We start from the raw sequence: 11,330 nt of genomic DNA, 5'->3' as shown, positions 1-11,330 counted from the left end.
CCCGGTAGGAGCGAACTTGTTCGCGAGGCGGAGTGCCAGAATCACCGCGTCAGCCCTCTCGTCAACAAGTTGCCTCCTACCTGAACAGCCTGACCCGGCACTCCTCGGTAGGAGCGAACTTGTTCGCGAGGCGGAGTGCCAGAATCACCGCGTCAGCCCTCTCGCCAACAAGTTGGCTCCTACCGGGATCCCGGTTGCAGCAGTTCAAAACCAGGTACATCCGGAGGTTATGAAGGGCGCGATAGCGGTCTATCTGACGCACCGCTATCGCTGGCCTCGTAACCTCGGTGAGCTCCTACAGGGGCTGCAGGAGCGCCCGGCTTACGCCGCCACAAACTGCTCAGCGTAATGGCAGGCAACCTGGCGGTTGTCGACCAGACGCAGGGCCGGTTCTTCGGTAGAGCAGCGCTCGGTCGCATACGGGCAACGCTTGTGGAAGGCGCAGCCGCTTGGCGGGTCTAGCGGGTTAGGCAGCTCGCCGACGATCTTGATCTTCGGCTTCAGCGGGTCCGGATGAATCGTCGGAGTCGCCGACAGCAAAGCCTGGGTGTACGGGTGCAGCGGACGGTTGTAGATCTCCTCCTTGGGACCCATTTCCGCCGGACGACCCAGATACATCACCAACACCGTGTCAGCGACATGACGCACCACCGACAGGTTGTGGGAGATGAACACGTAAGCCGTGTTGAATTCCTGCTGCAGGTCCATGAACAGGTTCAGCACCTGTGCCTGAATCGATACGTCCAGCGCGGAAGTCGGTTCGTCCGCCACCAGCACTTTCGGTTGCAGCATCATGGCGCGTGCCAGGGCGATACGCTGACGCTGACCACCGGAGAACATGTGCGGATAACGCTGATAATGCTCAGGGCGTAAACCCACCTGAGCCATCATCGCCTGCACTTTCTCGCGACGTTCCTTGGCGGACAGACTGGTATTGATCAACAACGGCTCGCCGAGCTGATCACCAATTTTCTGCCGAGGGTTGAGCGACGCGTACGGGCTCTGGAAAACCATCTGCACGTCTTTGCGCAGTTGTTTACGTTGTTCCTTGCTGGCACCGGTGACTTCCTGACCGGCGATTTTCAGCGAACCGGAAGAGGGCTCTTCAATCAGGGTCAAGGCGCGGGCCAGGGTCGACTTGCCACAGCCGGATTCGCCGACCACAGCCAGGGTTTTACCTGCTTCAAGTTCGAAAGATACGCCGTTCAGGGCGCGCACCAACGCGTGGCCCTTGAACAGGCCACGGGAGACTTCGTAGTGACGGGTAAGGTCGCGGGCGGTAAGAACGACGCTCATTACGCCACCTCCTGATTCAAGGGATAGAAGCAACGGGCCAGGCTGTGGGCTTTCGGATCAAGGCCCGGGCGCTGGGTGCGGCAGTTTTCCTGCACGTAAGGGCAGCGCGGTGAAAGCAGGCAGCCTTGAGGGCGGTCATAACGGCCCGGAACCATGCCTGGCAGGGTCGCCAGGCGTTCGGCGCCCATGCTGTGCTCCGGAATCGCCGCCAGCAGTGCTTCGCTGTACGGGTGTCCTGGCACGTCGAACAAGCCGGGTACCTGACCCACTTCAACGGCCTGGCCTGCGTACATCACACAGACGCGCTGGGCAGTTTCAGCCACAACCGCCAGGTCGTGAGTAATCAGCACCAGTGCCATGTCCTGCTCTTTTTGCAGGCTTAGCAGCAGGTCCATGATCTGCGCCTGAATCGTCACGTCCAGTGCAGTGGTCGGTTCGTCCGCGATCAGCAGCTTCGGTTCGCCAGCAATCGCCATGGCAATCGCCACGCGCTGGCTCATGCCGCCCGACAATTGATGCGGATAGGCATTCAGACGCGAGGCCGCACCCGGGATTTCAACTTTCTGCAGCAATTCAAGGGCACGTTGACGCGCTGCTTTGCCGGACAGGTTCAAGTGCTGACGCAGAACCTCTTCGATTTGAAAGCCAACGGTGTAACTCGGGTTCAGCGCGGTCATCGGGTCCTGGAAGACCATCGCCATGTCTTTACCGATGATTTTGCGACGTTGACGCGAGCTGAGCTTGAGCAAATCGTTACCGTCAAAGTTCAGCGAGTCGGCGGTGATCACGCCTGGGTGATCGATCAGGCCCATCAGCGCCATCATGGTCACGGATTTACCCGAACCTGATTCGCCAACGATTGCCATGACTTCGCCTTTTTCGACGTTCAACGACAGGCCATCGACAACCGGCACAGCGCTGGTATCGCCGAAGCGGACGCTGAGATTCTTGATTTCCAAAAGTGACATGCGAATCTCCTCAGGCGGCATTTTTGAGTTTCGGGTCCAGCGCATCGCGCAGCCCGTCGCCCATCAGGTTGATTGCCAGCACGCTGAGCAAAATGGTCAAACCAGGCAGGCTCACTACCCACCAGGCGCGTTCGATGTAGTCCCGTGCCGAAGCGAGCATGGTGCCCCACTCAGGCGTTGGCGGTTGCACGCCCAGACCGAGGAAGCCCAGCGCCGCGGCATCGAGGATTGCCGAGGAGAAACTCAGGGTGGCCTGAACGATCAGCGGCGCCATGCAGTTAGGCAGCACGGTGATGAACATCAGGCGCGGCAGGGTAGCGCCCGCCAGACGTGCAGCCGTCACGTAATCACGGTTCAGTTCTCCCATGACTGCAGCGCGGGTCAGACGGACATACGAAGGCAGCGAAACGATGGCGATCGCGATCACAGTGTTGATCAGGCCAGGGCCGAGGATGGCGACAATCGCCACTGCCAGCAGCAGCGAAGGCAGGGCAAGCATGATGTCCATCAGGCGCATGATTGTCGGGCCGAGAATGCGCGGGAAGAACCCGGCCAGCAGGCCCATCAGAATGCCCGGAATCAACGACATGACTACCGACGACAAACCGATCAGCAGCGACAGGCGCGAACCTTCGATCAGGCGCGAGAGCAGGTCACGGCCCAGTTCGTCGGTGCCCAGCAGAAACTGCCATTGGCCGCCTTCAAGCCAGACCGGAGGGGTCAACAGGAAGTCACGGTATTGCTCGCTCGGGTCATGCGGCGCGACCCAAGGGGCAAACAGCGCGCAGAACACGATCAGGGTCATGAACATCAGGCCGGCAACCGCGCCTTTGTTTTTCGCAAAGGCTTGCCAGAATTCTTTGTACGGCGAGGGGTAAAGCAGGCTTTGATCGACTGCTACCGAAGGAGTAGGTGTGCTCATAGGTAATGATCTCAGCGCTGGTGACGGATGCGTGGGTTGGCAAAGCCGTAGAGGATATCCACCACGAAGTTGACCAGGATCACCAGGCAGGCGATCAGCAGAATGCCGTTTTGCACCACTGGGTAGTCACGGGCACCGATCGCTTCGATCAGCCACTTGCCGATACCCGGCCAGGAGAAGATCGTTTCGGTCAGAACCGCACCGGCGAGCAGGGCGCCGACTTGCAGGCCGAACACGGTCAATACCGGGATCAGCGCGTTACGCAGGCCATGCACGAACACCACGCGAGCAGGCGACAGGCCCTTGGCACGAGCGGTCCGTACGTAGTCTTCACGCAGTACTTCCAGCATCGACGAGCGGGTCATCCGCGCGATCACTGCAAGCGGAATAGTACCGAGCACGATGGCAGGCAGAATCAGGTGATGCAGGGCATCGAGGAAAGCGCCTTCTTCATCGCTGAGCAACGTGTCGATCAGCATGAAGCCGGTTTTTGGCGGGATGTCATACAGCAGGTCGATACGGCCGGAGACCGGCGTCCAGCCCAGTGTCACCGAGAAGAACATGATGAGGATCAGGCCCCACCAGAAGATCGGCATCGAATAGCCCGCCAGGGAAATGCCCATCACCCCGTGATCGAATAACGAGCCCCGTTTGAGCGCCGCGATGACACCGGCCAGCAGTCCGAGAATGCCCGCAAAGATCAGCGCCGCAATCGACAGCTCCAGAGTTGCAGGGAACAGTGCGGTGAACTCGGTCCACACACTGGTCCGCGTGCGCAACGATTCGCCAAGGTCGCCCTGGGCGAGCTTGCCAACGTAATCGATGTATTGCGCATACAGGGGTTTATTCAGACCCAGACGTTCCATGGCCTGAGCGTGCATTTCCGGATCGACCCGGCGTTCACCCATCATGACTTCGACCGGGTCGCCCGGAATCAGGCGGATCAGGGCAAAGGTCAGTAAAGTGATGCCAAAAAACGTGGGTATTAACAACCCCACTCGGCGGGCGATAAAACTAAACATCTCGGTATTTCCTCATCAGCCGGTTAGGCATATTCCGACGGGGCCCTGGTTAGAGCCCGCCGGATTATTTTTCTACTTCACCCTGGTAGTGGCGAAGTTGTTATTAGTCAGCGGGCTAATTTGATAGCCTTCGACGTTGCTACGCATTGCAGTAAACAGTTTTGGATAAGCAAGACTCAGCCAAGGCACGTCTTTGGCAAATATTTGCTGAGCTTGTTCATAAAGCGCAGCCCGTTCAGCCGGATCGGTCTTTTCCCGGGCCTTGGAGATTGCTTCTTCAAACGCCTTGTTACACCAGCGGGCGTAATTTTCACCATTCTTCGCGGCTTCGCAACTCAGGTTAGGTGTCAGGAAGTTATCCGGGTCGCCATTGTCGCCAGCCCAGCCTGCAAACACCATGTCGTGCTCACCGGCCTTGGCCCGTTTAAGCATCTCGCCCCATTCCATGACGCGCAGGTTCAACTTCAAACCGATTTTGGCCAGGTCCGCTTGCAGCATTTGCGCACCCAGCGCCGGGTTCGGGTTAGTTACTGCACCGCCGTTACGCAGGAACAGGCTGAACTCCTGACCTTCCGGAACGCCTGCTTCTTTAAGCAGTGCCCGGGCTTTTTCCTGATCATGTGCAGGGTTCTTGATGTCGTGAGCATAGCCGAGCAGCGTTGGCGGATAAGGGTTTACCCCTTCAGTTGCTTTGCCTTCGCCAAACAGCGCCTTTATGTAAGCCTTTTTGTCGAACGCCAGGTTGATCGCTTCACGCACACGCACATCGCTCAAGTACTTGTGCGAAGTGTTGATAGCGATGTAGCTGGTCATCATGGCTTCCATCTCTTCAATCTTGAGCTTGGGGTCTGCCTTGATGGTTGCGATGTCGTCCGGTTTTGGATAAAGCGCGACCTGACACTCGTTGGCCTTGAGCTTTTGCAGGCGCACATTGCTGTCCAGCGTGATCGCAAAAATCAATGTTTCGCTGGGCACTGCACCCTTCCAGTAATCCGGGTTGGCTTTATAGCGAACTTGGGCGTCCTTGGCATAGCGAGTCAGGATGAACGGGCCTGTGCCGATGGGTTTACTGTTCAGTTCAGCGGTTTTACCGGCCTTGAGCAGTTGATCGGCATACTCGGCGGAGTAGATCGACGTGAACGGCATGGCCAGGTCACGCAGGAACGGCGACTCGGGACGCGTCAAGGTGAACTTGACGGTATGGTCGTCGACTTTTTCGATGCTTTTAAGCAGGTCATTGAAGCCCATGCTTTCGAAATACGGATAGCCGGTCAGAGATTTGTCGTGCCACGGGTGCTTCGGGTCCAGCTGACGCTGAAAGCTCCAAAGAACGTCGTCGGCGTTCATCTCGCGGCTAGGTTTGAAGTAATCGGTGGTCTGGAACTTGACGCCTTTACGCAGGTGGAACGTGTACGTCAGACCGTCTTCGCTGACGTCCCAGCTTTCGGCCAGGTTGGGTTCAGTTTCGGTAGTGCCCGGTTTGAATCCGACCAGTTTGTCGAGGAAGGTTTCGGCCGTGGCATCAGCCGTGACCGCGGTGGTGTATTGAACGATATCGAAGCCTTCCGGGCTGGCTTCGGTGCAAACCACCAGGGGCTTGGCGGAGACGCTCAGCGCCGCGCTGAACAGAGCCAGGGCGATCGAGTTGCGTAGCGATAACAGTTTCAATGTGAACCCTCCGTTGATGTAACGCCTGTGCGACTGATCCGGCGCGGTGTTGGCCCCCGCGCCGGATCAGTCGTGGTGCGAGTTACAGGATGTTGAATGGAATGGTGGTTACCAGGCGGAATTCGTTGATGTTGCCATCAGCCTGATTTTCGCTGGCGCGGTGCGTGGTGTAGGTCGCGCGGATCGCGGTGGCCTTGAGTGGGCCGGACTGTACAGCGTACGAAGTGCCGATGCCGTACTCGTAGTGGGTTTCGCCGTCCATTGCCAGCACGTCGCTGTAAGCAGTGCCTTTGTATTTGGTGCCGTCGATGTCCCAGCCGCGCGCCTGGTAGATGTTGAATTTCAGGCCTGGCACGCCGTATTCAGCCATGTTCAACACATAGCTGAGCTGCAGGGATTTCTCGTTCGGGCCGTTGAAGTCCGACAGCAGGGAGTTGGCCAGGAAGATGGCGTTGGATTCGCCGAGGTAGTCAAAGTACTCGTCGCCGTTCACGTCCTGATAAGCGAGGCTCACGCTATGCGCCTTGTGGGTCGCGGTGAACGACAGGCTGTAAGTGTCGTTGTCGATCGGGCCCAGTTTGCGGCTGCCCGAATCCTTGGTTTTGTAGTAGTTCAGGTTTGAGCTCAGGCCCAGTACGTCGGTATCGCCCAGTTCATGGGTGAACGCGAAGTAGTACTGGTGCCAGAAGTCCTCAACGTTGGAGGCATACAGGCTGGTGGTCAGGCTTTCGAACGGTTTGTAGTCCACGCCTGCCATGTCGACACGATCAGCCGTCGCACCATTGCCAGCGTACGAAGAGGTGAACTTGGTCATGCTCTGTTGCATGCGGGGCGAGACGCGGTCGTAGCTACCGGCCTGGAAGGACAAGTTGTTGAACTCGTCGCTTTTCAGGGTGACACCGTTGAAGCTGGATGGCAGTGCCCGGTTACCGATGAAGGCAATCACGGGCGTGTTAACGGACTGGCGGCCTGCGGTCAGCGTGGTGTTGGAAACACGCGCTGTGATGTTGGCAAGACCCATCTTGCTCCATTGACCCACTGCGTCACCGTCGCTGTCAGCCAGAGTACGGTTGGAGCTACGAATGAAGTGGTCCTGATCACGGTCCAGCGCAATGGCGTTGTAAAGTGCCAGCTCGGTGGAGAAGCCTACAACGCCCTGAGTGAAGCCCGAGGTGTAGTTGACGATGGTGCCTTGTTGCCAGTTGATACGACGTGGGGTCGTTTTGGTAACGCCGTCCTTCTGGTAAGTGTATTCGCCATCCCTGCGTTGCAGTTCGTTGGCATACCAGTTACGAGTCGTACCGGTCAGGTGTGAATCTTCAATGAAGCCCCCGGCCTCGCCCTGCGCGCTTTTGGAACTCAGCTGGGTTGGCACGAATGCCTGGCTGACCGGTTCTGCCTGTGCCATTGCGCTCAGAGATGCAATGGAAAAAGCGACTGCTGCGGTACTGACTTTTCTCACGATTGAAGCTCCCTTTACTACTTTATAGTTGCCAGTTTTTTTGGTCTGGCTCTGGTGGTGTGAGGCTTTTTTTGCCCCGTTCTTTTTTGATACATCTGCTAACAAAACGAATTTCTGGAACGGTGATACTCGCCGCCCTTGGTCAAGGGCAGCGAGTTACCTGTTTTATCTGGCTTAGTCGGCGACGCTTACGTTGGTGAAGGTATTACGCCCGAACGGGCTGACTTTGAAACCCTGCACTTCTTTACGCAGCGGCTGGTTAACCGTGGAGTGTGCGATTGGAGTGATAGGTACTTGCTGTTTCAGGTACTGCTGGGCCTGTTTGTAGAGTTCAGTACGCTGGGCGCGGTCGGAAGTGGCAACTGCGGCCTTGACCAGTGCGTCGTATTTCTCGTCGCACCACATCGAGTAGTTGTTACCGCCAATAGCCGCACAGCTGTAAAGCGTGCCCAACCAGTTGTCCGGGTCACCATTGTCGCCTGTCCAGCCGATCAGCGAGATATCGTGCTCGCCGTTCTTGGTGCGCTTGAGGTATTCACCCCATTCATAGCTGACGATCTTGACCTTGATGCCTACCTTGGCCCAGTCGGACTGCAGCATTTCAGCCATCAGCTTGGCGTTGGGGTTGTAAGGACGTTGAACCGGCATCGCCCACAGGGTCAGTTCGGTGCCTTCTTTGATGCCCGCTGCGCGCAGCATCTCTTTGGCTTTTTCCGGGTTGTACGGCGTGTCCTTGATGGTGTCGTCGTAAGACCATTGGGTCGGCGGCATGGCGTTGACGGCCAGCTGACCGGCGCCCTGATACACGGCGTTGATGATGGCTTGCTTGTTGACGGCCATGTCCAGCGCCTGACGGACTTCCAGTTTGCCCAACGGCTCATGGCGTACGTTGTAAGAGATATAGCCCAGGTTGAAGCCAGCCTGTTCAATCACCTTGAGGTCTTTGTCTTCCTTGAGTTTCTGAAGGTCGGCAGGGCGTGGGTTGAGCGAGACCTGACACTCGTTGGCCTTGAGTTTCTGCATCCGTACCGAAGCATCGGTATTGATGGCGAAAATCAGGTTATCGATTTTGACGCGGCTCGGGTCCCAGAAGTCTTTGTTGCCCTTGTAGCGAATCTGCGAGTCTTTCTGATAACGCTGGAAAACAAAGGCGCCAGTGCCGATTGGCTTCTGGTTGATGTCGTGCAGGTTGCCGGATTTCATCAACTGGTCTGCGTACTCAGCGGACAGAATCGAAGCGAAGTTCATCGCAACGTTTTGAATGAATGCGGCATCGACTTTGTTCAGGGTAAATACCACGGTCAACGGACCGGTTTTCTCCACTGACTTGATGTTCTTATTCAGGCCCATGCCGTTGAAGTACGGAAATTCGGTCGGGTAAGCGACACGAAACGGGTGGTCCTGCTTGAGCATGCGGTTGAACGTGAACAGCACGTCATCGGCGTTGAATTCACGCGTTGGCTTGAAGTAAGGCGTGGTGTGGAATTTAACGCCTTCGCGCAGATGGAACGTGTAGATCAGGCCGTCTTCGGAAACATCCCACTTGGTTGCAAGTGCCGGAATGACGGCGGTGCTGCCTTGTTCGAATTCGGTGAGGCGGTTGTAGATCGGTTCAGCGGCATCGTTGTCGGTGCCTGCTGTGTATTGGGCAATATCGAAACCGGCCGGGCTTCCTTCCGAGCAAAACACCAGATTGCTGGCGGCCTGTGCGGCAGGCGTCAGTGCCAGCAAGCCAAGGCTGAACAACGACGACATGGCAATGGTTTTACGCATGATGATCCTTATCCTTAAAATGAGTAGTAAGTGCCCAACAAGTGCCAGGCAAAGCATTGCCTGCAAGCAGGAAGCCTTAGTGACCGATCAGTAACAAAATGAAATAGCTTGGTCCACGCACACGAAGGTATGTCCGCCGGGCAAGACTGTATGTAGTACCGGATGCCTAAAAGTGCGTAGGAAACTTCTGTCGTTAACTAGCGTTTACTGGTGTCCCCGTAGGACTGGCTTTAGCCGGGAGAGGGCCGTTACAGGCGAAGCATCTCCTTGATCAGAAGATTGCTCTCCCGGCTAAAGCCAGTCCTACGGGGCAATGTGCGCTACGGAAACTTATATATCCGACAAAAGGAAATAACTGCGCTGTATTACAGCGCAGTTATTTGATCCTTACTTGCCGGTAACGCTAACTCCGTAGAACGAGTTCAGACCAAACGGGCTGATCTTGAAGTCCTGAACGCTAGTGCGCATCGGTTGGTAAACCGTTGAGTGCGCGATAGGCGTCATCGGAACGGCGTCTTTGAGGAGGTGTTGTGCCTGCTTATACAGCTCAGTGCGCTTGGCCTGATCCGTTGTTTCCTTGGCCTGGTGGATCAAGGTATCGAACGGCTTGTCGCACCATTTGGCAAAGTTGTTACCTTCGAGGGCATCACAGCCAAACAGGGTGCCGAGCCAGTTGTCCGGGTCACCGTTGTCACCGCTCCAGCCAATCAGCATCGCGCCGTTTTCGCCCGCTTTGGCGCGCTTGATGTACTCGCCCCATTCGTAGCTGACGATCTTGACGTTGATGCCGATTTTCTTCCAGTCAGACTGAAGCATCTCGGCCATCAACTTGGCGTTCGGGTTGTAAGGACGCTGAACCGGCATCGCCCACAGGGTGATTTCGGTGCCTTCCTTGATGCCGGCCTGCTTGAGCAGAGCCTTGGCTTTTTCAACGTCGAACGGTGCGTCTTTGATGGTGGTGTCGTAGGACCACTGGGTTGGCGGCATGGCGTTAACGGCCAGTTGGCCTGCGCCCTGATACACCGCATCAATGATGCCTTGCTTGTTCACGGCCATGTCCAGCGCCTGACGAACTTCCTTGATGGCCAGAGGGTTTGGCTGATCGCTACCCTTGATCTTGTCCATCGTGTTGTAGGCGATGTAACCCAGGTTGAAGCCTGCCTGATCCGGCATCTTCAGGTCCTTGTCAGCCTTGAGTGGAGCAAGGTCGGCAGGGCGTGGGTAGGCGGTGATCTGGCATTCGCCCTTTTTCAGCTTCTGCGCACGAACCGAAGCATCAGTGGTAATGGCGAAGATCAGGTTGTCGAGTTTGACGTCTTCAGGCTTCCAGTAATCCTTGTTCCCGGTGAAGCGGATGTTGGAGTCTTTCTGGTAGCTCTTGAATACAAACGGGCCAGTGCCGATCGGTTGCTGGTTGATCAGCTCAGGCTTGCCTTCCTTGAGCAACTTGGCTGCGTATTCAGCAGACTGAATGGACGCGAAGCTCATCGCCAGGTTCTGAATGAACGCAGCGTCAACAGTACCGAGGGTGAGCTTGACCGTGTGCTCGTCGACTTTTTCGACTTTCTTGATGTTGGTGTCCATCGCCATGTCGGTGAAGTACGGGAACTCGGTCGGGTACGCCTTACGGAACGGGTCGTCCTTGTTGATCATGCGATTGAGCGTGAATAGCACGTCATCGGCATTGAATTCACGGGTCGGCTTGAAGTACGGAGTGGTGTGGAACTTGACGCCTTCACGCAGGTGGAAAGTGTAAGTCAGGCCATCCGGGGAAACGTCCCAGCTGGTCGCCAGCCCTGGTACTACAGCGGTGCCGCCACGTTCGAACTGGCTCAGACGGTTGAATACGGTCTCTGCCGATGCATCGAAATCGGTGCCGGTGGTGTATTGGCCTGGGTCGAAACCGGCCGGGCTGCCTTCGGAGCAGAACACGAGGTTCGATGCCGCTTGAGCGAAAGGAGCTGCAGTGATCAAGCCTGCACTGAGTAGAAACGGAATGACCGCGTGTTTGAGCATGATGGCCTCAGTTGTTGTCATTTTTAATTTTGAGGATCTGACCTTGTGAGCCGATCTTGCCGATACTTATGCAGGGGCCATACCCAAAGCAAGACGTTGGCGTCAGAGAAGTATCAAAGAGTGGCACGAGCGTACAGGAATGTCGCATCAGTGTAATTTTTGACGCATTTGATCGTTTGCGCGTCGTATCTGGAAAGGTTTTG

General features: G+C 56.6%; 8 protein-coding genes. All 8 read right to left on the bottom strand.

Annotation, left to right across the window (positions count from 1 at the left end):
• Positions 1 to 321: 321 nt before the first annotated feature.
• The 8 genes from AO242_RS06880 to AO242_RS06845 all read right to left on the bottom strand — a co-directional run bounded on the left by AO242_RS06880 (position 322) and on the right by AO242_RS06845 (position 11,127).
• Positions 322 to 1,296, bottom strand: coding sequence for a peptide ABC transporter ATP-binding protein (locus AO242_RS06880; protein ID WP_027901140.1), 975 nt, complete (start codon positions 1,294 to 1,296; stop codon positions 322 to 324).
• On the bottom strand, positions 1,296 to 2,264 hold the full coding sequence (locus tag AO242_RS06875) for an ABC transporter ATP-binding protein (RefSeq protein ID WP_099268170.1): 969 nt from the start codon (positions 2,262 to 2,264) through the stop codon (positions 1,296 to 1,298). Before AO242_RS06875 ends, AO242_RS06880 begins: the two co-directional genes overlap by 1 nt.
• Before the next feature lie 10 nt (positions 2,265 to 2,274).
• On the bottom strand, positions 2,275 to 3,186 hold the full coding sequence (locus AO242_RS06870; RefSeq protein WP_099268169.1) for an ABC transporter permease subunit: 912 nt from the start codon (positions 3,184 to 3,186) through the stop codon (positions 2,275 to 2,277).
• An 11-nt stretch (positions 3,187 to 3,197) separates the two neighbouring features.
• On the bottom strand, positions 3,198 to 4,208 hold the full coding sequence (locus tag AO242_RS06865) for an ABC transporter permease subunit (RefSeq protein WP_099268168.1): 1,011 nt from the start codon (positions 4,206 to 4,208) through the stop codon (positions 3,198 to 3,200).
• Between the two features lie 72 nt (positions 4,209 to 4,280).
• Entirely contained in the window at positions 4,281 to 5,876 is a 1,596-nt protein-coding gene (locus tag AO242_RS06860) for an ABC transporter substrate-binding protein (RefSeq protein ID WP_099268167.1), read from the bottom strand.
• An 82-nt stretch (positions 5,877 to 5,958) separates the two neighbouring features.
• Positions 5,959 to 7,338 (bottom strand): OprD family porin, encoded by a 1,380-nt coding sequence (locus AO242_RS06855; protein ID WP_099268166.1) that lies wholly within the window; start codon positions 7,336 to 7,338, stop codon positions 5,959 to 5,961.
• Between the two features lie 174 nt (positions 7,339 to 7,512).
• Positions 7,513 to 9,111, bottom strand: coding sequence for an ABC transporter substrate-binding protein (locus tag AO242_RS06850; protein ID WP_099268165.1), 1,599 nt, complete (start codon positions 9,109 to 9,111; stop codon positions 7,513 to 7,515).
• A 387-nt stretch (positions 9,112 to 9,498) separates the two neighbouring features.
• Entirely contained in the window at positions 9,499 to 11,127 is a 1,629-nt protein-coding gene (locus tag AO242_RS06845; protein WP_099268164.1) for an ABC transporter substrate-binding protein, read from the bottom strand.
• Between the last annotated feature and the right edge of the window lie 203 nt (positions 11,128 to 11,330).

Origin of the sequence: Pseudomonas sp. ICMP 561 (assembly GCF_002699985.1) — a bacterium.
Classification (GTDB): Bacteria; Pseudomonadota; Gammaproteobacteria; order Pseudomonadales; family Pseudomonadaceae; genus Aquipseudomonas; species Aquipseudomonas quasicaspiana.
The sequence above is the reverse complement of the archived record's forward strand: the minus strand, read 5'-3'. Positions and strand labels throughout refer to the sequence as shown.

Excerpts from the sequence above, each read along its gene's own strand:
- AO242_RS06880 (WP_027901140.1), bottom strand. The coding sequence starts at position 1,296 with ATGAGCGTCGTTCTTACCGCCCGCGACCTTACCCGTCACTACGAAGTC.
- AO242_RS06875 (WP_099268170.1), bottom strand. The coding sequence starts at position 2,264 with ATGTCACTTTTGGAAATCAAGAATCTCAGCGTCCGCTTCGGCGATACC.
- AO242_RS06870 (WP_099268169.1), bottom strand. The coding sequence starts at position 3,186 with ATGAGCACACCTACTCCTTCGGTAGCAGTCGATCAAAGCCTGCTTTAC.
- AO242_RS06865 (WP_099268168.1), bottom strand. The coding sequence starts at position 4,208 with ATGTTTAGTTTTATCGCCCGCCGAGTGGGGTTGTTAATACCCACGTTT.
- AO242_RS06850 (WP_099268165.1), bottom strand. The coding sequence starts at position 9,111 with ATGCGTAAAACCATTGCCATGTCGTCGTTGTTCAGCCTTGGCTTGCTG.
- AO242_RS06845 (WP_099268164.1), bottom strand. The coding sequence starts at position 11,127 with ATGCTCAAACACGCGGTCATTCCGTTTCTACTCAGTGCAGGCTTGATC.